This window comes from Chryseobacterium daecheongense, assembly GCF_003729955.1.
GTDB classification, from domain to species: domain Bacteria; phylum Bacteroidota; class Bacteroidia; order Flavobacteriales; family Weeksellaceae; genus Chryseobacterium; species Chryseobacterium daecheongense.
In genome coordinates this window covers 766,872-792,694 of record NZ_RJTX01000001.1, presented here as the reverse complement: position 1 = coordinate 792,694, position 25,823 = coordinate 766,872, and the positions used below count along the sequence as shown (strand labels likewise).

The window sequence follows — 25,823 nt, the reverse complement described above, 5'->3', positions numbered from 1 at the left end:
ATCAGATAATGATAAAAATGAAAAGGATATGAAAATTCAAACTTTAACAAAAGCAGAAGAACAGGTGATGCAGTATTTATGGAAATTAGACAAAGGATTTCTTAAGGATATTCTGGATCTGTTTCCGGAACCCAAACCGCATACGAATACAGTCTCTACTATTTTAAAAGTATTGAAAGATAAAGAATTCGTAGACTATAATGTATACGGAAGACAACATGAGTATTTCCCACTGATCTCTCAGGAGCAGTATTCAGGGAAAACGATGAAAAGCCTTGTGAAAAATTATTTTAAAGGTTCTTACAAAAGTGCCGTTTCTTTTCTTGTGGAAAAAAATGAAATGACAGTGGAGGATCTTGAAATGTTATTAGACGAACTCAAAAAGAAAAACTAGCCATGGAAGCAGCACTTCTATATTTCGGAAAAGTAATTGTATGTTCTGGTGTAATGTTTTTGTATTACCAGTTGTCTTTAAAAGACAAGACGTTTCATCATTATAACAGATTTTATTTGTTATCTGCCATGTTGATATCACTATTGCTGCCACTGATTAAAGTAGATGATTTTACAATAGAAGTGAGTAATGATGTTTATAAGCTGATTGATCAATTACAAAATTTTAATACAACTAAAAACTTAAACAATGACCACATTTATCTTAGAATTATTTTTTCAGCTTTGGGACTGGTTTCTCTCTATTTTTTAGGAAAACTTCTCTATGGGATTTTTAGGATCCGCCAACTTAAAAACCAGTTTCAAAAAGAAAGTTTTGATGGTATTAATTTTTACCAGACAAATCTGACAGACGCACCGTTTTCATATTTTAAAAATCTGTTCTGGAAAAATACCATTGTATTGAATTCAGATATCGGTAAACAGATCTTGAAGCATGAAATGGTACACATTGAGCAGAAACACTCATTTGATAAGGTCTTTATGGAGATCATCACCTCTGTTTTCTGGTTCAATCCGTTCTTTCATATCATTAAAAAAGAAATAAGTTTAATCCATGAATACCTGGCTGATAAAAAGGCCGTAAAACAATCGGACACCAAAGCATTTGCGCAGATGCTTTTAGCAAGCCACTTTTCCGGAACACAGTTGCCTGCAACCAGTCCGTTTCTAAGTTCAAACCTTAAAAAACGACTTAAAATGTTACAAAAACCTAAAACCAAATTCGGATATGCGCGAAGAATTTTTGCGTTGCCGGTTTTATTCTCCGTAGCGTTTGCTTATATGGTAAATGCCAAAAACAAAGAAATTAAAGAAACCAATATAGCGATTCAGGAAGCCGTTGCCCAGATTAAAAAAGATACTATTGCTCCTGGGAAATTAAAAATACAGACTCCTGGTGAACCTAAACTTTTCAGAAAATCAGACAGCCAGAAAAAAATCGCTGACTTAGGTAAAAAAATTGAAGAAAGAAGCAAAGCCCTGAAAAGTCTGAAGCCTGAAAGTGAAGAGTTCAAGAAAAATATCGATGAAATAAGCAGCCTTTCAGAAGAAATAGGAAAAATAACCAACTCCGATGATTTTAAAAAGCCTATTCATGGATTTGTAGTTCCTTATGATGGAGAAGCAATGGCTTTTAACTTTGAAGGAACAGATATGAACATGAAGAAGATGGAAGAGCTTTTCAATTCCGATGAATGGAAAAAGAACATGAAGGAGCTTAAAAATCTAAAAGTGGAAATTCCTGAAATGGAATTTGATTTTCCTGAGGTTCCGGGTGCCCCGGCTGCTCCCAATGCTCCGGGAGCTCCAAAAGTAAGAGTCTATAAATTCCCAAAAGTAAAAGCCTATAAATTCAAAGATGTAAAAGATATGAAATGGAGTCCTGAAGCTGATATGGCATTCAGATCTGCTGAAGGGGCTAAAGAATCTGCAAGTACAGCCAAAAAAAGAGCTGAACTGGATAGAAAAAGAGCAAAGCTTAATGAGAAAAGAGCAAAATTAGAAGGCGAAAGAGCTAAGCTTGAAGCAGAAAGAAGAGTATTGGAAGGAAACAGAAGAGCAATGTATTTTAATAATGATTTCAGCTACAATATTCCATCCGATAAAGATAAAGTCATAAGAATCAATTCCGATTACATCAGAACCGGAGATAAAAAAAATGGCATTATCATTTCCGGATTAAAGAATGCTTCAGGAACCGGAGATATGAAGTTCTACATTGATGGTAAAGAAGTTTCCAAAGAAGAACTGGAAGCTTTAAAACCCTCTGATATTAAAAGTATGAATGTGAATAAAAACAACAACAATGGTAGAGCTTCCGGTGAAATAAGAATTGAAACCAAAAAATAAAGTTCCAATCAGCTTTGTCAATCTGCAATAGGCTGCATTGACAAAGCTTTTTTTCATAGGAACACCCATGATGAAATTTAAATTAAAATTAAACTATCTATGAGAAAAAATATATTCTTATTCCTGCTTTTAAGCGTCTTTGCCAATGCACAGATCAACCGATTCTTCTATGAATATAAATACATCCCGGACTCCAATGATAAAACGGATGTAAAGAAAGATATGATGCTTCTGGATATTGATAAAAACGGATCTACCTATTACAGTCATGAGAAATTTATTGCTGACTCTACCTCAAAGGCGGAAATTGAAAAGCAGTTGAAAGGCGGTTTTGGTGAAAATATAAGCATCACCAAAAGAGAAGGACCAGGAACCGTGTCATTTAAGGTAACTAAACAATATCCTGACTTTAAAACATATCTGTTTAGAAGCATTTCTACAGATCAATATAAGATTGCAGAAGATAAAAAGCCTGAATGGAAAATCCTTCCTGATAAACAGAAAATTGGAGAATATAATGCACAGAAAGCAACTACAAGTTTCGGCGGAAGAGATTGGACGGCATGGTTCTCTACAGATATTCCTTTTCAGGACGGGCCGTATAAATTTTACGGTTTACCGGGACTGATCGTTAAAATTGAAGACAATACAGGCTCGCATATCATGACTTTGGTCGGCAATAAAAAAATGGCAGCAGCTGCTCCATCCACGGAAGCTAAGCTTCCTGAAAATATAAGAATGATAGGAATAGGCGGGAAAGAAATAGAGGTGACCAAAGAACAGTTTAAAAAAGCCTGGAAAGCTTATGTAAATGATCCTTCCAAGAATATGAGAGAAATGTTGATGAGAAATAGTGGCGATTCTAATACCAAAATGGTATTCAGAATGAAAACACAGGACGGAAAAGAACTTTCAGATCCTAATCAGGTATTCCGGGAAATGGAAAAACGAGCGAAAGAAGCACTGAAAAAGAATAACAACCCGATAGAACCGGATTTAATTAACTAATAAAAAGAAGCGGCTGAAACTTTGTTTCAGCCGCTTCTTTTTATTCGAGAATCTTTTCCCAGAGCTCTCTGTGAAATTTGATCATATTGCTGTATAAGTTAGGGTTTTCACCCATTCTTATAATAATAAGGTTTTGACTGGGAATAATGTCGAGAATCTGTCCGTTTTTACCCAAAGCACACAACATATCTTTAGGGGCATTAGGAACTAATGACTGATTGAACATTTTCTCAATTCCGGGTATTCTTATGGAACTTTTTCCATTAAGCCACCATAAGTATCCATAAGATGGATTGAGGTTCTGCGAAGTATCTGTCATCTGGCGAAAGTAATCATCATACTGATAATATACTTTTCCATCAAGCTTTCCTTTATTTAAAACAAGTTTCCCGAATTGCAAAAAAGCTTTTGCGTTGCTTGAGAAAACTAATCCGTTTTCATATTTTATCCATTTTCCGGATATTCCTGAACCTGCCAACTTTTCTGAAGTATATTGGTCTATAGTTTTATGGCTGGCTTTTTCTATAACTTTTGCCAATTGGGAATAGGCAGAAGTATCATAATACCAGAAGCTTCCGGCCGGGTTTTTAATCACATAACACTGGCTGGATTCACATTTCTGATCTTTAGTATAGTCAAGCCCGGAAGTCATAGTCAGAAGATGTTTAATAGTGATCTTATCTTCTTCCTTTTTATCCATTCCCGTCCATTTTCCTAAATATTGAGAGACCGGATCATTAATGTGTAATAAGTTCTCTTGCTGTGCTATCCCGATAAGTACTGCTGTTAAAGACTTTCCGGCAGAAGCCCAATACCATTCGGAATGTTCGTCAAACGGCTGCTGATTCAAAAATTTTTTGCCAAAATACTTTTCATTGATCATCTTCCCATTCTGGTAAATGAGAAATGCCCTGCTTTTATTTTCGAGATTGAATTCATTGAGAAGATTCAGTTTTTCCTTTGAAAAAGTAATGTTCTGGGAAAACACTGAGGCAAAGAAAAATAAGGTGAGTAAAATAGAGCTTCTTTTCATGATTTTTACATTTTGATATAAATAAGATAAAATAGTTAAATCTGTAAAGGAGCATCCATATCCGGTTATTAATAGAGCCCATCTTATTCTTTCTTGAACTTGATCTTTTACAAAAATAAAATCCCGAAACTCTGTTTCGGGATTTTATTTTTATGATTATTAGATTAAGCCAATTTCTTAGAATCTGCAATAAACTGAGCCAAACCATTATCTGTTAATGGGTGTTTCAATAAGCTCAAGATTGGAGGCAGTGGAGACGTAATAACATCTGCACCGATTTTAGCACAGTCGATAATGTGCATAGAATGACGGATAGAAGCTGCTAAAATTTCAGTTTCATACATATAATTATCAAAAATCAAACGGATTTCCTGGATCAGGTTTAAACCATCCGTAGAAATATCATCCAATCTTCCAAGGAAAGGAGAAACATAGGTTGCTCCAGCTTTTGCAGCCAAAAGAGCTTGTCCTGCAGAGAAAATCAATGTGCAATTGGTTTTGATTCCTTTATCTGAAAAATATTTTAACGCTTTGATACCGTCTTTAATCATTGGAATTTTCACTACAATGTTTGGGTGGATCGCTGCAAGTTCTTCCCCTTCTTTGATCATTTCTTCATACGTAGTAGAAAGTACTTCCGCAGAAATATCACCATCTACGATCTCGCAGATTGCTTTATAATGGTTTCTGATCGCTTCAGCGCCCTGAATTCCTTCTTTGGCCATTAAGGACGGGTTGGTCGTTACACCATCCAGGATTCCAAGATCTTTAGCTTCTTTAATTTGCTCTAGGTTAGCTGTGTCAATAAAAAATTTCATTTTGTTTAGTAGATTTATTTTTTTGCAAAGATAACGAATACTTTGTGAGTGGAAAATTTTTAATTTTGGATAGAAGTCAGAAGTTAAAACAAAAGTACTTTACCACTATTTACATATGAAAATTAAAAACATCTTTACTGCGGAACTGGAAATCATAGGAATCAATCCCTTTGTTTTTATTCCTGAAGACATTTTGAATATCATTTTTGAAACTTCGGGAAGAAACAAAAGCCCTATTCCTGTAAAGGGAACTGTAAATGGTAAAGAATTTAAACAAAACCTGATGAAATACTTAGGAGAGTGGAGACTGTATATCAATTTGACGATGCTTCCGAATTCTCCCAAAAGAATTGGTGAAGCCATTGAGGTTTCTGTTGAATATGATGATTCGGACAGAAGCATTTCCATTCATCCGGATTTGGATCGAGCTATTAAAGAAGATCCTGTTGTACTAAAGAACTTTGAAGCATTAATTCCTTCAAGAAAACATGAATTGATCCGTTATATCCATCATCTCAAAACGGAAGAAAGCATCCGGAGAAATATTGACAAAATTATCAGGCATTTAAAAGGGGAAACTGATTTTTTTGGTAAAAAGATCAATTAGATAAATAAAATAAAAATCCGGGAAAACTTCCCGGATTTTATTTGATTTATGAATTTAAAGCTTTGCTAAGCTTTACTGCGTCTTCATTCGTCGGATCATACTGTAATGATTTAGCTATATGTTCCTTTGCTTTGGCAGGATTGGTTTTCTGTTCTGCAAAAGCAACATAGAAATAAGCGTATGCCAGGTTTTTCTTACTTTGTTCTACTTCTTCCGGCTTTACGGCAGCAATATATTTCTCATAAGCAAGTTTGGCGTTGGCATCATCTTTAGCTGATTGATAAGCATAGGCCTGACTGTAATAAGCCGGAGCCCAATCCGGCAATAAAGCGGATATTTTTTTCCATGTTTCCACTGCATTTGTCCAATCCGATGCTTCCTGATAAGCGGTAGCCAGTTTAGCTAATGATTCCGTATCTTTTGGATTGGCTTCAATTTGCTTTTTAAGGGCATCGATCGTCGGATTGCTTGTTGTTTGACTAGCTGCAGCGGTATTATTTTGGGTACTATCTGTCTGAGTTGTTTGAGCATTAATAAAACTTACACCTCCTACCAACATCAAACCTAAAAAAAGGTTTTTAACATTAATTTTAGCCATTTTCATATTCTTATATTTTTTGAATTGTTATTCTGAAATTCAATAATAATTCCATAAAAGGTTAAATTTTAGAACCTTTAAGTTTTTTTAGAAAAGATTAACTGTTAACTATTTTTATCTTAATTTTCGATTCATTGTAGTTTAAATTATCTTTGTCACTCAACTATTTTTAATCAGTATAATTGTATGAACATCATATTAGCTTCAACTTCCACCCTTTTCGGAGGAGAATATCTGGAATATTTAAGAGAAGAATTAATCAAACTATATGAGGGAATTGATGAGATCATTTTCGTTCCTTTTGCAAGGCCGGGTGGAATTTCCCACGATGATTATACGGCAAAAGCACAATCTTTCTTTGAAACCATTAACATTAAAGTAAGAGGATTGCATGAATTTGAAGATAAAAAAGCAGCATTAAATAATGGCAAAGCATATTTTACCGGAGGCGGAAATACATTTCTATTGGTGAAAACTTTGCATGAGGAAGGCTTGATGTCTGTTCTGAAAGAAAATGTAGAACGCGGAAAACCTTATTTAGGATGCAGCGCCGGAAGTAATATCGGGGGACAAAACATGAAGACCACGAATGATATGCCGATCGTTTATCCGCCAAGCTTTGACTGTATGGGATTAGTTCCTTTCAACCTGAATCCGCATTATCTGGATCCAAATCCGGAGCTGAAGCATAACGGAGAAACCAGGGAAACCAGAATCAAGGAATTTTTAACTCAGAATGATGTTAAAGTTGTAGGATTGCGTGAAGGAAACTGGATCAGAAGAACCGGCAATAAGACTACCGTAGAAGGAAGTGAACTGACAAGAATTTTTGAAAAAGGAAAAGAGCCTTATGAGATTGAAGCAGGAAGTGAATTATAAGTTAATTTAGTTATATTTGATAGAAGCATCTTTACATAACGAAATTACAATGCAATGAAAAAAACATTTGCCATTCTGACACTTTCAACACAGATTATTTTTGCCCAGAATATTGCCCAGAAGTTAGATGAGGCCACCAAAGGCCTGATGAATTCTTCCGGCGCCATTGCTTCCGGATTATCATTTTATGTTGCAGATGAAAGCGGTAATTTCATTTATGAATATCAGGGAAATAAGGGGCTTTCTACCGCTTCCACTCAGAAAATATTCACAGCTGGGACTGCATTGGAAGTGTTGGGAAAAAATTATACCTATACAACCACTTCAAGCTACTCCGGAACTTTATCGGGTGGTGTTTTGAATGGAAATCTTTTCATCAGTTCCAACGGAGACCCTACATTGGGAAGTTGGCGTTACGAAGCCTATAAACCGGAAAGTTTTAAACAGAAACTCATGGAGGCAATAAAAAAGTCAGGAATTACCAAAATTTCCGGAGATCTGATTATTGATGACTCCTATTTTGATCATCAGACGATTCCGGGAGGCTGGCCGTGGGATGATCTTGGAAATTACTATGGAGCCGGAGTATGGGGCGTAAACTGGAGAGAAAACCAGTTTGATATCAATATCAATGGAACAGATTTCAAAAGCTTTTCTTATCCTTTAGAAGGTGTGAAATGGTTAAATGACCTGAAAGCAGGCGGAAGTTCAGACCAAAGTTTGATCTTTACTGCGCCTCATTCGGATGTTGCTTTAATTAATGGGACTTTGCCGTCCGGAAAAACGGTTACGGTCTCAGGTTCCACACCCAATCCGCCTTTGCAACTAGGTGTAGAAGTAAAACAGTGGTTAAAAGAATCCGGAATAGAGTTTTCAGGAAAAGTGATCACGAATTCCCAACTTGAGATTGAAGGAAAACAACCCTTGGCCGCTCCAAAAACAAATATTATTTTAACCTATCAGTCTCCGACATTAGATAAAATCATTTTCTGGTTTCTGAGAAAAAGCGTTAATCTTTACGGAGAAACATTGATCAAAACATTAGGAAAAGAGAAAAAAGGAAATCCAAGCTTTAAAAGTGGAGTAGCTTATCTTAAAGAATTCTGGAAGTCCAAAGGAATCAATGCCAATATGATCAACTTTGCAGACGGAAGCGGACTTTCGCCTCAAAATTATGCTTCGGCAAAAGCGGAAGTTCAGGCTCTTTTATATGCTAAAAAACAGCCTTGGTTCGAATCCTATTATGATGGATTTCCCACTCAAGATAACGGGATGAAAATGAAAAGCGGTACCATGAGAGATACCAAATCATATGCGGGATATCATACTTCAAAAGACGGAAAAAAATATGTATTCTCTATTATTATCAATAATTATCAGGGAAGCGGAAGTACGGAGCTGCAGAAAATCCTGAATGTTTTAAAATAAATAGTTTTGAGAAAATCCATACTTGCAAGATTTAATAACTGGTTTATTTTCACGTTGATGACAGTGGTAATCATTAGCATTGTTGTTACTTCTACTATTCTCATTAATTTTTTACGAAAGGAAGAAGTCAAAAGGGTAGATATTCTGGTAAGTGCATTAAAGTTTCAACAGGAAGTTACAAGTTCAAGTTTGGAGGTTCAAGCTTTGGTACTTCAAATATATAGTTCAAACACTACCATTCCTGTAATTATATTAGATAAGGATGATCGTCCTATTGAACATAAAAATATACCTCAGGAAGTTGAAAACAATACCACTGAAATTGTGGCCTTAGCAAAGAAAATGGCTAAGAACTATCCACCTATTGAACTAAAGTTCTCTAATGGAAATAATCAATTTGTTTATTATGATAACTCACAATTATTAAATAATTTACGTTATTCTCCATATATATTAGGCTTTTTTATTCTCTGTTATTTCTTGTTCTCATTTTGGTTCTTGAGAACAATCAAGAAAACAGACGAAGGTTATCTTTGGGCGGGTTTGGCTAAAGAAACAGCTCACCAGATAGGTACACCATTGTCTTCAATGATTGGTTGGATGGAGGTTATGAAACTTGAAACTCCCGACTCTGAAGGCATACAAGAAATTGAAAAGGATATTGAAAGATTGAGGACAATCTCAGAACGATTCTCAAAAATCGGTTCTGTTCCGGAGCTGAATGATACTGATTTCAATGAAACCATTAAAGAAAATTATGATTATCTGAAATCCAGAATATCAAAAAAGATCAATTTTACCCTGCATCTTCCAACGTATGATATTTTGGTTCCCCATAACAAAATTCTGATGAGCTGGGTAATAGAAAACCTGGTTAAGAATGCAGTGGATGCCATGAAAGGAGAAGGATCTATTCTCATTGCCGTATTTGAAAGAAACAAGAATATATTGGTAGAAGTAAAAGATACCGGAAGCGGGATGACTAAACAGCAGGCCGGAAATGCTTTTAAACCTGGTTATTCCACTAAAAAACGAGGATGGGGATTAGGATTGTCTCTGGCTAAAAGAGTAATTCAGGAATATCATAACGGAGATATCAGGATTGCCCAAACAGAAGTAGGAAAAGGAACGACTTTCAGAATTATGATCAAGAAAGTGTAGATTTAAATTAAAACAGAGAATAAAGAATAGAAATTTACAGTAAAAGAAAAAGGAATAAAAAAGCGGAGAAACATCTCCGCTTTTTATTTTTTATTATTTTTTACCTGTTAACCATTGGTTTTGCAGCTTTTGTTCTGCAGGAGTAGGATTCGCTTTGTATTGAAGTGTTTCCACAGTCATTTTATCTAAAATAGCCTTTCCTTTCAGGTCTATTTTGTCAAGCTTGTCTCCATTCTGTCTAAGAACGGTAACGGTAACATTTTGTCCTTCTTTTATACTCTTAGCATATTCAATAAAGCTTTGAACATTTTTAATGTCTATGGTTTTACCGTCTAAAGCAAATACCTGATCTGTAATTTTGAAACCGATGCTTTTTGCAAAAGGAGATAAAGCTGAACTTTCATCGAAAGCAAATGCATTGTTCTTCTCATCGAATCCTGTTTGGTTCGGATCCTTAATAAACCAGAAAATAGGAGGAGTTTCCTGCTTCATTGCTTCTATACCTACCATATTCAAATATTCTGCATAAGGAGTTGGTTGGTTTCCTGCAATATATTTATTATAAAAATCTCTGATTTGCGGATAACCTGTTACAGTTACCAATTCGTCGATCAACTTATCATCTTTGAATGGTTTGTTCTCTCCAAATCTTTGAGATAATTTTCGGATCATATCACGGTATCCCATTTCACCGTTAGAAAGCTTTCTCAATTCAATGTCAAGACACATGGCAAGAAGGGCTCCTTTTTCATATACGTTTCTATATTGGTCTTTATACTGATCCAATAAAACATTTTTACTCATCACCGTAAACGGCATGGTATCATCATAATTCTTGGAATTGGTAATTTTTTCATTGATTCTGTGAAGGAATTCATCCTTATTGATCAAACCTTCCTGGATCTGGAATAAATTCGCAAAATATTCAGTTCCGCCCTCATACATCCAAAGATGCTGAGACATTTTAGGATCTGCATAATCAAAATAATGGATCTCTTCAGAGTGAGTCTTCAATGGGTTTACCGTATGGAAAAACTCGTGGGACACTACATCGGTAATGGTTTTGTCGATGGCTTCTTTAGGCATGAATTCCGGGAGAACCACACTCGTGGATTCGTGGTGTTCCAAAGCTCCGAAACCTTTAATTTGAGGCCCATTATCTCCTGAAAGATACAACATGATCGCATACTTCTTATTGGTATTCATATCACCCAAAAATTTCTTTTGAGCAACTACCATTTTTTCAAGATTTTCTTTGAAATCAGCAGCTTTATATTTTCCTGAAGGTGAATATACACCCAACACAAGATCCATTCCGCCTGCATTGAAGGTTATATAATCAGGTTTAGTGTACATTAATGGGGAATCCGTTACTTTAGCATAATTCGCCAATACATAAGTGTCCGTAGCATCAGATTTATCCTGGTCTACCAAAGCGGTTGTTCCGTAGAAATCATTAGGCTTCTGAATCACCAATTGATAAGGTACATCCTGCATATTATCGATATATCCTACAAAACCGTGGGTGTTGATTAAATAGATCTTACCTTCTTCGATATCCGTTCCGGAAGGAGAGAACACCGCTTTATGTTTGGAAGTGTCCATTTCATCATCAAAACTGTCGTTTACCAGATAAGTGATCTTATTTAAATTCTGGGCATTTTTAAGAGCGTAGGTATTGTCATTAACCTTCGTATACGTTAATTCTTTACCCTTATTATCAAGAAATTTGATCCCTTCGATAAATCTTCCGTAATCATCTACAGAATAAGTCCCGGGAACCGTCTTAGGAAAATGGAATTTAACGTCGCCGGATTTCATTTTAGGGAATTCCATGGTTACTGCCACTTTATCGTCTTTTACATTCACAAGATCGATAGTAGTTTTAATAGACTGTGCATTCACCAAAACAGTGGCCAGAACTCCTAAAGTAAGTGCTATTTTTTTCATTGAGTTTAGTTTATAGATAAATAGTTGTTATAAAATCCATTTTGTTACGAAAGAAGTATTAAACTTTTCATAAAATTTGAGATTAAGCAAAATTGCTAAAAAGCAAAAGGCAAAACCACTCTTTTGATTTTGCCTTTTTTATTATTGTACTTCTTGATAGTTGATGAAGTAATTCTTATTGAACTCTACAGGAGTATCCTTTTTAAGTTTTACAGTCTGCCATGATTCCGTAGGAGTAATAATTTGATCCCCATTAATTCTTATAGGCAGTTTCAGGTTTTTAACCACGTCCGTATATCTGAATTTAAGTTCATTTCCTTTTTGAGAATACTCAAGAGTCGGAATCATTACGGTTCTCAAATATTGGTCAAATACACTCGAGAAATCAATCCTGGATTTAGAGGAAATATAATTTTCAATCTGTTCCGTAGTTACGGTTTGATGATAGAAATCTTTATTCATACCCCTTAAAATCTGTCTGAACTTATCGTCATTGTTAATGACCTGTCTTATCGTGTGGATCATGCTTGCTCCCTTCGGATACATATCTCCGCTTCCTTCATTCCTTACACCATATTTACCGATAATAGGTTTGTCATTATCAATATTACCACGGATACCTTGTGCATACATATCTGCTGACTTCTTATCCATATAGTTTTCAGTGAACAAAACTTCAGAATACATCGTGAAGCTTTCATGAATCCACATATCTGCCTGATCTTTGGCCGTAATATTGTTGGCAAACCATTCATGGCCGCTTTCGTGGATAATGATATAATCCCAATTTAATCCGACACCCGTTCCGGAAAGGTCATTTCCAAGGTATCCATTCATGTAATGATTTCCGTAAGCCACATTACTTTGGTGTTCCATTCCTAAATAAGGCGTGTCAACCAATTTATAAGAATCTTCATAAAATGGATACGGGCCGAACCAATATTCAAATGCGGAAAGCATCGGTTTTACCTGTTGGAACTGTTTTTTAGCCTTATCTAAATTATAATCCAGAACCCAGTAATCTAAATCCAGAGTTCCTTTTTCACCTTTATAAGTATCTTTAAAATTAGCGTATTTTCCAATACTTGGAATGATGGAATAAGCATTGATAGGGTTTTTAACTTCCCAGGTATAGGTTGTTTTATCGTTGGTCGTTTTTTTATCGATAAGTCTTCCGTTTCCAACCCCTACAAGATCTTTGGGTGTAGTGATTTTCATGATGATTCCATTGTCCGGTTCATCACTCCAGATATCTTTGGTAGGAAGCCATATAGAAGCCCCGATTCCTTCATCTGCAACGCTCATCCACGGATTTCCGTTTTCGTCTTTCGTGAAAACCCAGCCTCCGTCCCATGGTGCTCTTTTCGCAATGGTAGGATTTCCGGAGTATACTATATCAATAGTGAATTTTTCTCCTTTTTTAAAGCTCTTTTTAGTATGGATAAAAATAAAATCATCATCCTGCTTGTAATCGGCTATAGGAAAGCTGGCGGTAACTTTATCCGCTTTCATCGGTTTCTGTAAATCGATTTGAAAAACAGGGTTGGTTACATCTTTTATAATTTCAAAACTGATTTTGTTATTTCCCCTGATGCTCTTTTGTTCAAAATCGGGTTCTACGGAAAGCTCATATTTTTTGACATCCCAGAAGTTACGGAATTTTGTGTTGGAGCCTTTCAAAGTATCCTGTTTGCTGAATGTTTTCGGATTTTCAAAGAATTGTCCGAAAGCAAGTCCTGAAGCAAATAAAAGGGTATACGTCAGTTTTTTCATCTGATAAAAATTATTAGTATTCCAAAAATAGAAATTTAATGCCAATTACTTTGTTCCAGGGTAAAATAATTTATCCTTTGAAATAGATGATCCAGAATACAGAACTTACATATATCCAAAGCAAAGAAAAAATGATATGAATAGTTGTTTCAAAAGCTTTTCCTCTCCATAATTTTGAGGAATAACCAAAAAACTGAAAAATCAGCCGAACGGTCCAGAAAATACCTAATCCAAGAATGATCTTTTGACCAAGATCGGTTTCAATTAATTCATGGGAAGAAGTGAGACAGAGAATTCCCATTAGAAACACCATTAAAGCAATGAAGATAGTATGAATGACCATCATTTGTCTGTTCATAAGGCTTAATGACTGAAGTTCCTTTTCCCAGTTGAAATATTTAGGAAAAATGATATGTATTATAGCCAGAACAATGAAAAGCGCTCCGATAATCTTTAAATGAATATACATGATGAATGCGTTAAGGATTATAAACAAAAATGGACATAAAAGGGGTGAATTTCACTTCTTTGAAGAATGTGAAGCCGGCATTTTCAAAAGCATTTCCCCATACAGCTTTAGAAAAGAAATGAGTAAAACCCACTGAAAATGCTAAAAAATTAGGAAGATCCCGTAAATGTTCCACCATAATTACCTTTCCGTTAGGATTACAAACTCTGCGGCATTCTTTTAAAAACTGAATTTTCTCTTCATGTGATCTTATTTCATGCGCTGCGGAAAGCAGAAAAACGAGATCTACTGATTGATTCGGTAAAGGTATTGAATGGGTGGATATTTGCTTTGTATCGGGATAAACAAGGCTTACTTTCCTGGCTCTGATGATAGCCGGCTCAGTATGGCGCTTTGCATCATAAAAATCAAATACCTTAAGATCAGCTTGTGGAAAATTATCTTTAATAATGAAGCTGGTTTCGTCAAAACCGGCATTGATATTAATGATGTGTTTTGTGTTTTCATGGTCAATTGAACAGTTTTTTAGCCATTCAAACTCATAATATCCGGAAAAATCATACACATAAGCAGAGACAAGCAAAGGCATAATAAGACCATAAAGAAAAGCGGCAATGATGATCCAGAATAAAAGCTCCGGCCATTCAAATAGCTGATTACTGATCATGATTACACCTAGAATTCCTAATCCAATGATATAAAAATGCCGGTTAAAGCTCAGGATATTTAAAACGCCCTGAAATTTCTTTCTTTTTGTTTCCATGATTCGATTTTTCCTTTTTTCCAGTAATACGGAATATTTTTAATGATAAAAGCATTGGCTAGAACAGGGTTTTCCAATCCCAGCTTTTCCAAGAATTCAAAATGATAATTAATGATCTTTACAGGTTGAGGGACCCAGTTCTGTCTTACTCCCTCAATAATAAGAACTTCTTTGGTTTTCTCATTATAAGTGAATGTAAAGGGTAACGGACCTGCAAATCTTCTGGCCTCCTTCCAATCTGCAAAGGGTGAACCTTGAGGAAGAGAAACGTTTTCTTCTGTTTTGCTGAACAGCACCTGAAAGTTTGACTGTAAGGACTGTATTTCTTTTACACTTTCCTGTTCGGTTTGCCTGATATCGGTTGTAGAATAATGATAATGAGTAAATAGATTACCTCTAAATTCCATTTTCTTTTTATCTGTCTCAGATTTGAGAATGTATAAACCCCGCAATCTTTTTCCTGCATTGTTGGTATAACGCACAAATACACGGTAACCGATCAGGAAAAAGTCATTACCCATGAATGCCGGAAATCCTTTTGGGCGCAAATCTTTTGTCTGTACCATGGCTACGGCCACAAAAGCCCATTGATCCTGAAATAAGTCAAGTTCCAGGCATTCGGGAATAAGATGCATTAATTGTTCTTTAGGAACAGTAAATGTTAAAACAAGTGAGCTTTCAAAAAAAGCTTCAACAGCAAACGGGTGATTTTTTAAGAAGGCAAGCATTATGACTGAGCGGTTTTAGGTTGTATATAAAATTCATTATAATAGATAAGCAGGATAAATAAAAAGGCAAACAGCGCATTGAATTTTCCCCAAAGCAATAGATCCGGAACGAGAATAAACTCCAATATATTCATCACTGCAATGACAATAATTTGAATGATTGCATTAAGTCGTGATCGAATTCTTGTTACTATCCAAACTGCCATAACAATTTCGGATAAGCCAATTATAAAAGTTAGCATTCTTGAGTGATCTTCATTTACTATTCTCGCAACAATTTCTTGATGGCGGGGAACGAGGTTGAGCACTTTGCAGTACAAGCCATTCATGATCCAGACTGTTGCAATGCAATAATTCAATAGGATATGGATCGTTTTCATTAGAGAGAATATTTAATTTCTATACAAATATAAAAATAATTACTGAATTTTCAGTAATTATTGAAAATAAAATATTTTGTAAGTTTTGCAGCATAGAAAAGCATTGGTTTAGAAACCTATTATCGCGGTTAAAAAATTATAATAATAATTCAAAAATATATGAATTATTTAATATATTAGTGTTGAGATATTTACAAAACTCATTAACCAAAAAACTATTACTTATGAAAAATTTCAAATTACAATGGTTCGTCATCATTGCACTGTTTTTTACATCATGCAATAATGAAAATTCTACGACTGAAGATTTTACCAATCAAACTTCAACCACAGCTACTACTACCTTTTCTAAGGCGAGCTCAAACCCACATAGCCAAGTAGGGGTGTTGCACAATGAATTTATGAATATGATGCACAATAATCCTAATATTTCTTCACAGGATGAAGTAGTGAGTACATCAATGGCATTTTTTCAGGCAAATGGCTATAATACATCATTATTAAGTTTTGATAAAATGAAGCAGGTTGCCAATGAATCTATGAACAGCCAGTTTACTGCAGATAAAATCAATGAGCTGGCAACCAGGTTTGGTTTTTCGGGAGCCTATAAAGCCGAATTGTATAAATTGGCAGCATTCTTTAATGCTGATAATTATGCTTCAACAAGTGATATTATAAACAAATTAGATGATCTTGAGGCACAATTCTTAAATGCTCAGTTACCTGATCATGAGAAAGACCAATTATTGCTTACAATTGCTGTGACAAAAGCCAGTATGAACTATTGGATCGCATATTATCCTAATGATTTACCCGGACAAAGTAGTGCAAGTAAAGCAAAATGGTTCTCAAGAGTATTTGGAGGGGCAGTTGCAGATGCATTCGGAGCGCTTATTGGTGGGGCTGTAGGAACTGTGGGAGGACCAGTAGGAACTGTTGTTGGAGCCGCTGTTGGAGCTGCCGCTGCTTCGGGAGGGATTCAATTTGCGATAGAATATTAATTGAAATAGTATCGAAAAAAAAGAGTAGGGAATTTTCCTACTCTTTTTTATTATTGAACTGCTGGAAGATTCGAAGATCTTTTTTGCACTTTTTTATAGGTATAAGAACACATCAAGATACTGAATTCATATAGAAGAATCAGTGGGAAAGCAGCCATTAGCATACTTAAAACATCCGCCGGAGTGATGATTGCAGCCACCACCATAATTAAAACTATGGCGTGACGGCGGTAAGTTCTCATAAACATCGGTGTTAAAATCCCAATGCTGGTAAGGAAATAGATCAAAATAGGGAAGAGGAAAATAACACCCATTCCTAACACGACCTGTAAAAACAGAGTAGTGTAATCACTCAGATCATAAAGAGGTACGATGATATCCGAAATTTTGAAAATCACTCCGAAATTAACTGCAAAAGGAAGAATTAAAAAATATCCGCATAACACTCCTGTCATGAAAAGAATCCATACAGAGTTGATAATAAAGATTGAATTCTTTCTTTCATTAGGATGTAAAGCTGGACTGATAAATCTCCACAACTCCCAGACAATGTACGGAAATGCCGCAACAATACCTCCAAAAATGGAGACCGCCATCATGACATTGAACTGCTGGTAAAGCCTTTGTACACGAACAGGGAAATCTTTAGGCAAATGAATGCTGTCTTCCCCTAAAATCATCCTGGAAAAGTGATTAACAATTTTAAATGTAGGAAAATCATTTCTCGTAGGGCCGAAAAAAATATGGTCCATGATCCAATTGATATTAAAGCCGATAACGAAAGCGGCAATTATAATAACAATAATTGAGCGGATGAGGTGACCTCTTAATTCTCCAATATGCCCAAGGAAGGACATTTCTTTACCATCACTCACAGAAATAAAATTTTAAGGCTCAAATTTATGAAATATTTAAAGAAGTTGATGTTAGAAGCTGGAACTTAGTTTTCAGCGGAGACGAAGCAACTCTAATTTCTAACATCTAACATCTAATATCTAGTTTCAGTTAATTCCTTCATCCAATAGCTTATGTAGATCTATAATCCCGAAATACGCGCCATTTTCAGTGACGATTAGCTGTCCTATATTGTTTTCTTTCAGGATTTTCATGGCCTCTTTTGCCAAAGCATCCCTCTCAATTGTTTTGGGATTGGAAGACATAATATCTTTTGCCAATACTTTGGAAACATCTTCCCCTTTCATCAGCATTCTTCTCAGGTCTCCGTCTGTAATGACGCCAATGATCTTATTTTCATCAGTCACTACCGTAATTCCATGGCTTGATGCGCTGATGGAAATAATGACATCCCTGATTGAAGCATTTTCAGTGACCTGTGGTTTTTGTGCTGAAAGAAACTGATCCACTTTGGAAATCAGGTTTTTTCCTAGGTTTCCTCCCGGATGGAATTTGGCAAAGTCATTTTCTCTGAAATCATTCAGCTCCATTAAGGCAACAGCCAAAGCGTCTCCTAAGGCCATTTGTAATGTTGTTGAACTTGTAGGGGCCAATTTGTTTGGGCATGCTTCCATATCAACATGTGTATTCAAGACAACTTCAGAAAATTCTGCCAATTTACTTTTTAAATTACCCGTCATTCCAATCAAAGCTGAGGAATAATCTTTCAGATAGGAAACTAGATTTACAATTTCAGGAGAATTTCCGGAATTGGAAATACATAAAACAACATCCTGTTTCTGAATCACTCCCAAATCTCCGTGAATGGCTTCTGAAGCATGAAGGAACTGTGACGGTGTACCTGTAGAATTAAGTGTTGCAACAATTTTATTTCCCACATGAGCAGATTTCCCGATTCCTACCACAATCAGTTTTCCTTTTGCGGAATGAATGATCTCTACTGCCTTTGCAAAGCTTTCGTCGATTCTGTTTTTAAGTTTTTCAAGTTCTGAAATTTCTATTTCCAAAGTGCTCTTTGCGATTGAAATGATATTAGGCCTTTCCATTTTCTTTTATAGGGTATACAAAAAATCTCTTAAAAAATGTTATATTTAAAAAAGAATATTTAATATAAATTTTATTTTTTATAAATTCGTTCGCTTTTATTTTAAGCAGAATTTTTATAACTTTGAGTTAGATGCAAATTTAGCAATACAAAATTAGATGAGCGCAAAAAAAGCCGATTTATCCGGCGAATTGAAAAAATATTTTGGGTTTTCTACGTTTAAGGGTCAGCAAGAACAAATCATAGAAAGCCTGTTGGATGGAAAAGATGTGTTTGTTTTGATGCCTACGGGAGGGGGTAAATCATTATGCTATCAGCTTCCGGCTCTTATTTCTGAAGGAACAGCAATAGTAGTTTCGCCCTTAATAGCCTTAATGAAAAATCAGGTAGATGCCGTAAACGGACTTTCATCTGACGACGGAGTTGCCCACGTTTTAAACTCATCATTGAATAAAACACAAACCAAGCAGGTTTTTGACGACATTAAAAGCGGAAAAACAAAACTCTTGTATGTAGCTCCCGAATCATTGATCAAAGATGATTATCTTGATTTTCTGAAAGATGTGAAAATCTCTTTCTTTGCTATAGACGAAGCACACTGTATTTCAGAATGGGGACACGATTTCAGACCGGAATACAGGAACCTGAAACTCATTATCGATAAAATAGCCGATGTTCCGGTCATTGCATTAACGGCTACGGCAACTCCTAAAGTTCAGGATGATATTCAAAAGACTTTAGGGATGGCCAATGCACTGGTCTATAAAGAAAGCTTTAACCGCCCGAACCTGTATTACGAAGTACGCCCGAAAATCAATGTAGATAAGGAAATCGTTAAGTTTATCAATCAGCATAAAGGAAAATCGGGAATCGTATACTGCTTAAGCCGCAGAAAAGTGGAAGAATTTGCCCAGCTTTTGCAGGTAAACGGAATTAATGCGCTTCCTTATCATGCCGGATTAGACCAGAAGGTAAGAGTGGCGAATCAGGATAAATTCCTGATGGAAGAAGTGGACGTAATTGTAGCTACCATTGCATTCGGGATGGGAATTGACAAACCGGATGTACGTTTTGTGATTCATTATGACTTCCCTAAATCGCTGGAAAGCTATTATCAGGAAACCGGACGTGCCGGAAGAGATGGAGGAGAAGGACACTGTTTGGCATTCTATGATCCTAAAGATATTGAAAAATTAGAAAAATTCCTGGCTCAAAAGCCTGTTTCCGAAAGAGAAATCGGATTACAGCTTCTCAATGAAGTTGTAGGTTATGCCGAAACCTCAATGAGCCGAAGACAGTATATCCTGTATTATTTCGGGGAAAGTTTTGATCCCGTAAAAGGAGACGGAGCCACGATGTGCGATAACGCATCTGATCCGCCTAAATTAAAAGATGCTACTGATGATCTTAAGAAGGTGTTGGAACTAATTAATGATACCGGAGAAAAATTCAGAGCTAAAGACCTGATTTCTGTTATTGCAGGGAAAGAAACAGCGGTTACAAAATCATATAAACTGGAACAGAATTCTTATTTCGGTTTTGGAAAAGATGAAAAGGATAACCACTGGAAAACCATTTTAAGACAGGCAACTGTTCAGAATTTCTTACAAAAGGATATTGAAACATATGGTGTTTTAAAGATCGCAGAAAAAGGAAAACTGGTTTTAGAAGGAAAACTGGAACATTCCTTTTTAATTGCGGAAGACAGAGAATTTGATCTTACCCAGGCTAAAGCTGAAAGTGAGCAGATTCAAATGCAGGCGGGAGGCGGTTTGGACCAAAACCTGTTCAATCAATTAAAAGAATTAAGAAAAAAAGTAGCTAAAAAGCACGGAATTCCACCTTATACAGTATTCATGGACCCGAGTCTGGAAGATATGACGGTTCAATACCCGATCACGGTGGATGAAATCACGAAGATTTATGGTGTGGGTGAAGGAAAAGCCAAGAAATATGGTAAAGAATTCGCTGACTTCATCAAAACCTACGTTGAAGACAATAATATCGAACGTACTCAGGATATGGTACTGAAACAGGTGGCAAACAAATCCAGCCATAAAGTTTTCATTATTCAGAGTACCGATAAAAAAATAGATCTTGAAGATATCGCAAGAGCCAAAAACCTTACGATGAATGAACTTTTGAAAGAAATGGAAAGTATTGTTTATCAGGGAACAAAGCTCAATATCGATTATTATATAGAAGATAATTTTGATGAAGACATCGTAGATGGTTTTATGGAATTCATGAATGAATCTGAAAGTGACAGCATGAAAGTGTTGCTGGATGAATTCGGAGATGAACTTTCTGATGAAGAAGTGAGAATGTTGAGAATAAAATTCATTAGTGATGTAGCTAATTAAATTTAAAAATAATAACCTTACCTGATTATGGGTAAGGTTTTTTGATATGATGAAAAAGATTTCTGTTATTTTTATTCTGCCGGATTTGGAAACCGGAGGTGCAGAAAGAATTATTACTACCATTGCAAATCATCTGTCCCGGGATCGGTTTGAACCTAAAATATTGCTTTTACGCAAACAAGGCGGTTACCTTAATTTCCTTAAAAATGATGTTGAAATTATTGACATCAACACCGAAAGAATCAGGCATTCGTTAAAGCCTATTTTATCTGAAATTTATCGCAGAAAACCTGACATTGTCTTCTCTGGTTTTGGAGAGGTGAATGCTTATTTATCTCTGTTCATCAAGCTTTTCCCAAAAACAAAATTCATTGCAAGGGAAACCAATGTAGTGACCCAACATGTGACCCGAAAGGATATCAAGTTTTTTTACAGCTTTTACAATAATTATGAGAGGATCATTGCACAAAGCGATGATATGATGAAAGATCTTATTGAAAACTTTAATGTGAAGCAGCGTAAGATTATCAAGATCAATAACCCGGTGGATTTTGATTTCATAGATGAAAAATTATTGTATTCCCAAAAGCCCGAATGCTTTAAATACAATTACAAAAATGTAGTGGCTATCGGAAATCTCTCGGCCCGAAAAGGATTTGATAATTTATTGAAAGTGTTTTCAAGGCTTAAAAACGAAAATGTGCTTCTTCATATTTTGGGAGATGGAAAAGACAGGGAAATTCTCCACCAGATGAAAGAATTCTTGGGACTAAAGCATGTTTTTTTTCATGGCAGACAGGAAAATCCTTACCAGTTTTTAAAATATGCTGATTTATTTGTTCTTTCTTCAAGATACGAAGGATTCCCGAATGTTTTATTGGAAGCAGGAGCCTGCGGAACATATTCGTTGGCTAATAACTGTCCTGGAGGAATCAATGAGATCATTCAAAACCGGGTGAATGGAGAAGTTTCCGATATAGATAATCACGAAGATTTTTCACAAAAAATAATGAGCATCCTGCATCAGAGTTATGATAAAGAAGCTATCAGAAGCTCTATCAAATCAAGGTTCTCAAAGAATATTATTCTTGATAAATATGAAAAAGTATTGCTGGACCTGATCTATAAATAACCAAAATCACAAACGATATGACTAAAACAATCGCACTCATTGTTTCCATATTGATTTCTATATCATTAATGGGCCAAAAAAGTCAGATAGCCCGAAAAGAATTATTAAAAGCTTCAATGAATCAAAAAGTGAGTACTGCTGAAGTTCAGGAAATAACAATGGAGGGAGGACAAGCAGCGCCCAAGCATCTTCACCCATGCCCGGTAATCGGGATCATAAAATCCGGTGAAGCTGTTTTTCAGATAGAAGGTAAAGAAAGTGTTATCCTTCATGAAGGAGATGCATTTTATGAACCCAAAAATGTTAATATTCTTCATTTTGATAATGCCTCAAAAGATAAACCCCTGGTTTTTACAGCTATTTATTTGAAAAAAGGGGCAGAAGAAAACATACAATTTTTAAAATAGCAGATTTCATTCTACATTCTCCGACATCCGAAAATGAGCCTAAAACGGGGAATTAAAATACTATTAAAAATTAGCTGAAATAATTGAATTTAAAAAACATGAATAACCAATTAAGAGAAGAAATATGTGGTAAGTATAAAAGTTACCTTGCTAAAAATTATAATGAAAAATATATTTATAGATTAATCATTCAGGAAGGTTATAATCAACAGGACGTTGATGAAGCCATGAAAGATATTTATGCAGATAAACAGAAAATATTAAAAAAGAAAAATAAATACCGTTCTATTATTAGCATCATATTATACATTGCAGGGACTATTGTTATTTCTTTAGGAATAGTATTAGTGGTTTTAGGGGGAATTAAAATAGGCATTGCTTTGATTTTTTTCGCGGTAATTATATGGATCAATGCCAATAGATAATAACCATTTACTTAAGTCGCCGATCAATAGATAAACTTGACAAAACTCACTTGGGTGTATGGTAATTAATCGTTAAATTTGTGAGCATTAAGAAAGATAATAATAAACAAATTCATAAAATAACATGAGTCAATTCGATGTTACCGTAATAGGTTCCGGTCCTGGTGGTTATGTTGCTGCTATTCGTGCAGCACAATTAGGTTTCAAAACAGCAATTATTGAAAAATATTCAACTTTAGGCGGAACTTGTCTTAACGTTGGATGTATTCCTTCCAAAGCACTTTTGGACAGCTCTGAGCATTTCGAGAACGCAAAGCATAATTTTGCAGGTCACGGAATCATTATCAATGAGCCGCAAGCTGATATCGCAAGAATGATCGAGCGTAAAAATGAGGTGATCAAGCAAAATACAGATGGGATCAGCTATCTGATGAATAAAAACCAGATCACTGTTTTTGAAGGAGTAGGCAGCTTCGAATCCGCTACTCAGATTAAAATTACAAAGAATGATGGTTCTTCTGAAACGATCGATTCTAAATATACAATCATCGCAACAGGTTCTAAGCCGTCTTCATTGCCTTTCATCACTCTGGATAAAGAAAGAGTGATCACTTCCACGGAAGCTTTAAATCTTAAGGAAATTCCTAAGCATTTAGTGGTAATCGGTGGTGGAGTAATTGGTCTTGAATTAGGTTCTGTTTATCTAAGATTAGGAGCTCAGGTAACAGTTGTTGAATTTATGGATAAGATCATCCCTGGAATGGATGGAGCTTTAAGCAAAGAATTGACGAAAGTTCTTAAGAAGCAGGGAATGAAGTTCATGCTTTCTACCGCTGTTTCAGCAGTAGAAAGAAACGGAGATACTGTAAAAATCACAGCTAAAGATAAAAAAGGAGAAGAAGTTGTTGTTGAAGGAGACTACTGTTTAGTTTCTGTAGGTAGAAAACCTTACACAGACGGTCTTGCCCTTGAAAAAGCAGGTGTTGAGCTTGATGAAAGAGGAAGAGTAAAAGTAAACGATCATTTACAGACTAACGTTGCTAATATCTACGCCATTGGTGATGTGATCAAAGGTGCTATGTTAGCTCACAAAGCGGAAGAAGAAGGAGTATTTGTTGCTGAAACGTTGGCCGGACAAAAACCACATATCAACTATAACCTGATTCCTGGTGTAGTGTATACATGGCCGGAAGTTGCAGGAGTAGGTAAAACTGAAGAACAATTGAAAGAAGAAGGAGTAGCTTACAAAGTAGGTTCTTTCCCAATGAGAGCCTTAGGAAGAAGCCGTGCAAGTGGTGATGTTGATGGATTAGTGAAAATCATCGCTGACGAGAAAACAGATGAGGTATTAGGAATGCACATCGTAGGAGCGAGAGCAGCAGACTTAATAGCAGAAGGAGTTATTGCTATGGAATTCCGTGCAAGTGCAGAAGACATCGCAAGAAGTTCTCACGCTCACCCAACTTATGCTGAAGCTATTAAAGAAGCGGCATTAGATGCAACGGCTAAGAGACCGATCCACATGTAATTAAGAATTTAATTTCAATATATACAAGAGAAGCATTTTGCTTCTCTTTTTTTGTGTAAATGAGTAACCTCAATTCCAACCTTATTTTATTTCCGTACCTTTGACATTTAATTTATCATTCAATGCTACCAGGAAAAACTCAGACTTTACAAATTTCAGAAAAAAATAACTCAGGATGGATATTAACGGATGAATCCGGTGAAAAAGCCTTTTTACCTAAAATCTTCATTCATGATGAAAAAGAAATTGGGGAAGATGTGGAAGTTTTCGTGTATCAGGATGATCATAAGCTAAAAGCGACTACGGAAATCCCATTGGCAGAGGTAGGAGAGTTTGCAGTGATGAGTTGCGTGCAGAGCCTTCCAAGCGGAGCTTTTATGGATTGGGGAATTATCAAGGACCTGTTTATTCCCTACAAGCAGCAGAAATCTAAAATTGTAGAAGGAAAAAGATATTTGGTGTATCTGTATATTGACGAAAGCTTAGATTTGATTACCGGAACTACAAAATTCAAAAGAAATCCACAATATGAAGATCTGCCTTTCAAAAAAGGAGATAAGGTAGATTTGATCATGATGAATGAAAGTGAACTGGGCTGGAATGTAGTCATCAATAAAAAATATATAGGACTTGTGTATACTTCCGATGTTTTCAAGAAATTATATCCTTTATCAGAAGAAACAGGATATATCAAAGCGATCAGGGAAGATGGTAAAATTGACGTTTCTCTTCAGCCGGAAGGTTTCGAAAATATCGATGAATTCAAAAAGAAGATTTTAGATAAATTAGAAGAAAACTACGGGTTGCTATATCTGTCAGATAAATCTACTCCTGAAGAGATCAAGGATGAGCTTCAGATGAGTAAAAAGAATTTCAAGAAAGCCATTGGTGGACTTTATAAAGATAAAATTATTGATATTTTGGAGGATAAAATTCGATTACTGTAAGCAACAACAAACATATTATTTTAAAAGAGCAGGATGTCCTGCTCTTTTTTTTGTTTTTAAAATTCAAAAAATATGATGCAAATCATAATAATTTTCATTAATTATTTTGTTTAACAATTTTGTCAAAACAGATGATTGATTTATATTTGCACAAATTTGTT

General features: G+C 35.5%; 25 protein-coding genes. 14 read left to right on the top strand and 11 right to left on the bottom strand.

What is annotated here, in order from left to right; translation table 11 throughout:
- The first annotated feature begins 28 nt into the window (after positions 1-28).
- From EGI05_RS03670 to EGI05_RS03660, 3 genes are all read left to right on the top strand, one after another.
- Positions 29-394, top strand: coding sequence for a BlaI/MecI/CopY family transcriptional regulator (locus tag EGI05_RS03670; protein ID WP_123261704.1), 366 nt, complete (start codon positions 29-31; stop codon positions 392-394).
- A gap of 2 nt (positions 395-396) precedes the next feature.
- The gene (locus EGI05_RS03665; RefSeq protein WP_123261703.1) at positions 397-2,304 is read left to right on the top strand and encodes a M56 family metallopeptidase; all 1,908 of its coding nucleotides are present in this window, start codon (positions 397-399) and stop codon (positions 2,302-2,304) included.
- 99 nt (positions 2,305-2,403) lie between these two features.
- Entirely contained in the window at positions 2,404-3,312 is a 909-nt protein-coding gene (locus EGI05_RS03660; protein WP_123261702.1) for a GLPGLI family protein, read from the top strand.
- 40 nt (positions 3,313-3,352) lie between these two features.
- On the opposite strand, the gene EGI05_RS03655 is transcribed toward EGI05_RS03660, so the two are convergent.
- Positions 3,353-4,345, bottom strand: coding sequence for a serine hydrolase domain-containing protein (locus EGI05_RS03655; RefSeq protein ID WP_123261701.1), 993 nt, complete (start codon positions 4,343-4,345; stop codon positions 3,353-3,355).
- A 164-nt stretch (positions 4,346-4,509) separates the two neighbouring features.
- On the bottom strand, positions 4,510-5,163 hold the full coding sequence (fsa, locus tag EGI05_RS03650; RefSeq protein ID WP_121460849.1) for a fructose-6-phosphate aldolase: 654 nt from the start codon (positions 5,161-5,163) through the stop codon (positions 4,510-4,512).
- Between the two features lie 115 nt (positions 5,164-5,278).
- On the opposite strand from fsa, the gene EGI05_RS03645 reads away from it, so the two are divergent.
- Entirely contained in the window at positions 5,279-5,770 is a 492-nt protein-coding gene (locus EGI05_RS03645; protein WP_123261700.1) for a YdeI/OmpD-associated family protein, read from the top strand.
- A 46-nt stretch (positions 5,771-5,816) separates the two neighbouring features.
- On the opposite strand, the gene EGI05_RS03640 is transcribed toward EGI05_RS03645, so the two are convergent.
- Positions 5,817-6,374 (bottom strand): tetratricopeptide repeat protein, encoded by a 558-nt coding sequence (locus EGI05_RS03640; protein ID WP_123261699.1) that lies wholly within the window; start codon positions 6,372-6,374, stop codon positions 5,817-5,819.
- 180 nt (positions 6,375-6,554) lie between these two features.
- On the opposite strand from EGI05_RS03640, the gene pepE reads away from it, so the two are divergent.
- From pepE to EGI05_RS03625, 3 genes are read left to right on the top strand one after another with little or no spacing between them, the layout of a single operon-like run.
- The gene (pepE, locus tag EGI05_RS03635) at positions 6,555-7,247 is read left to right on the top strand and encodes a dipeptidase PepE (protein ID WP_123261698.1); all 693 of its coding nucleotides are present in this window, start codon (positions 6,555-6,557) and stop codon (positions 7,245-7,247) included.
- Positions 7,248-7,301: 54 nt separating this feature from the next.
- On the top strand, positions 7,302-8,675 hold the full coding sequence (gene dacB / locus EGI05_RS03630) for a D-alanyl-D-alanine carboxypeptidase/D-alanyl-D-alanine endopeptidase (RefSeq protein WP_123261697.1): 1,374 nt from the start codon (positions 7,302-7,304) through the stop codon (positions 8,673-8,675).
- Positions 8,676-9,836, top strand: coding sequence for a sensor histidine kinase (locus EGI05_RS03625; RefSeq protein WP_394337977.1), 1,161 nt, complete (start codon positions 8,676-8,678; stop codon positions 9,834-9,836). It abuts the gene before it with no gap.
- A gap of 93 nt (positions 9,837-9,929) precedes the next feature.
- Here EGI05_RS03625 and EGI05_RS03620 read toward each other — a convergent pair whose 3' ends face one another.
- From EGI05_RS03620 to EGI05_RS03595, 6 genes are all read right to left on the bottom strand, one after another.
- Positions 9,930-11,786, bottom strand: a complete 1,857-nt coding sequence (locus EGI05_RS03620) for a M61 family metallopeptidase (RefSeq protein ID WP_123261695.1) — start codon at positions 11,784-11,786, stop codon at positions 9,930-9,932.
- Between the two features lie 141 nt (positions 11,787-11,927).
- Positions 11,928-13,559, bottom strand: a complete 1,632-nt coding sequence (locus EGI05_RS03615) for a M1 family metallopeptidase (protein WP_123261694.1) — start codon at positions 13,557-13,559, stop codon at positions 11,928-11,930.
- 70 nt (positions 13,560-13,629) lie between these two features.
- Complete coding sequence (locus tag EGI05_RS03610; protein WP_123261693.1) at positions 13,630-14,028, bottom strand: hypothetical protein; 399 nt, start codon at positions 14,026-14,028, stop codon at positions 13,630-13,632.
- 10 nt (positions 14,029-14,038) lie between these two features.
- Positions 14,039-14,791: a class I SAM-dependent methyltransferase gene (locus tag EGI05_RS03605; RefSeq protein ID WP_123261692.1), complete on the bottom strand. Its 753-nt coding sequence runs from the start codon at positions 14,789-14,791 to the stop codon at positions 14,039-14,041.
- Positions 14,755-15,519: a DUF2071 domain-containing protein gene (locus tag EGI05_RS03600; RefSeq protein WP_123261691.1), complete on the bottom strand. Its 765-nt coding sequence runs from the start codon at positions 15,517-15,519 to the stop codon at positions 14,755-14,757. Before EGI05_RS03600 ends, EGI05_RS03605 begins: the two co-directional genes overlap by 37 nt.
- Positions 15,519-15,899, bottom strand: a complete 381-nt coding sequence (locus EGI05_RS03595; RefSeq protein WP_123261690.1) for a DoxX-like family protein — start codon at positions 15,897-15,899, stop codon at positions 15,519-15,521. Before EGI05_RS03595 ends, EGI05_RS03600 begins: the two co-directional genes overlap by 1 nt.
- A gap of 224 nt (positions 15,900-16,123) precedes the next feature.
- On the opposite strand from EGI05_RS03595, the gene EGI05_RS03590 reads away from it, so the two are divergent.
- Positions 16,124-16,900: a hypothetical protein gene (locus EGI05_RS03590; RefSeq protein WP_123261689.1), complete on the top strand. Its 777-nt coding sequence runs from the start codon at positions 16,124-16,126 to the stop codon at positions 16,898-16,900.
- Positions 16,901-16,950: 50 nt separating this feature from the next.
- Here EGI05_RS03590 and tatC read toward each other — a convergent pair whose 3' ends face one another.
- Positions 16,951-17,775: a twin-arginine translocase subunit TatC gene (tatC, locus tag EGI05_RS03585; protein WP_185144952.1), complete on the bottom strand. Its 825-nt coding sequence runs from the start codon at positions 17,773-17,775 to the stop codon at positions 16,951-16,953.
- Positions 17,776-17,901: 126 nt separating this feature from the next.
- On the bottom strand, positions 17,902-18,861 hold the full coding sequence (locus EGI05_RS03580; RefSeq protein ID WP_123261687.1) for a KpsF/GutQ family sugar-phosphate isomerase: 960 nt from the start codon (positions 18,859-18,861) through the stop codon (positions 17,902-17,904).
- A gap of 157 nt (positions 18,862-19,018) precedes the next feature.
- Between EGI05_RS03580 and recQ the strand changes: the two genes are divergently transcribed.
- The 6 genes from recQ to EGI05_RS03550 all read left to right on the top strand — a co-directional run bounded on the left by recQ (position 19,019) and on the right by EGI05_RS03550 (position 25,662).
- Entirely contained in the window at positions 19,019-21,223 is a 2,205-nt protein-coding gene (recQ, locus tag EGI05_RS03575) for a DNA helicase RecQ (protein WP_123261686.1), read from the top strand.
- A gap of 49 nt (positions 21,224-21,272) precedes the next feature.
- The gene (locus EGI05_RS03570; RefSeq protein WP_123261685.1) at positions 21,273-22,355 is read left to right on the top strand and encodes a glycosyltransferase; all 1,083 of its coding nucleotides are present in this window, start codon (positions 21,273-21,275) and stop codon (positions 22,353-22,355) included.
- Between the two features lie 17 nt (positions 22,356-22,372).
- Complete coding sequence (locus EGI05_RS03565) at positions 22,373-22,762, top strand: cupin domain-containing protein (protein ID WP_123261684.1); 390 nt, start codon at positions 22,373-22,375, stop codon at positions 22,760-22,762.
- 98 nt (positions 22,763-22,860) lie between these two features.
- A complete protein-coding gene (locus EGI05_RS03560; protein WP_123261683.1) occupies positions 22,861-23,187 on the top strand; it encodes a hypothetical protein in 327 nt (108 codons plus the stop codon).
- 124 nt (positions 23,188-23,311) lie between these two features.
- On the top strand, positions 23,312-24,715 hold the full coding sequence (gene lpdA, locus EGI05_RS03555; protein ID WP_123261682.1) for a dihydrolipoyl dehydrogenase: 1,404 nt from the start codon (positions 23,312-23,314) through the stop codon (positions 24,713-24,715).
- Positions 24,716-24,837: 122 nt separating this feature from the next.
- Positions 24,838-25,662 carry a CvfB family protein gene (locus EGI05_RS03550; RefSeq protein ID WP_123261681.1) on the top strand — a complete coding sequence of 275 codons (825 nt, stop codon included), beginning with the start codon at positions 24,838-24,840 and terminating at the stop codon, positions 25,660-25,662.
- Positions 25,663-25,823 lie beyond the last annotated feature (161 nt).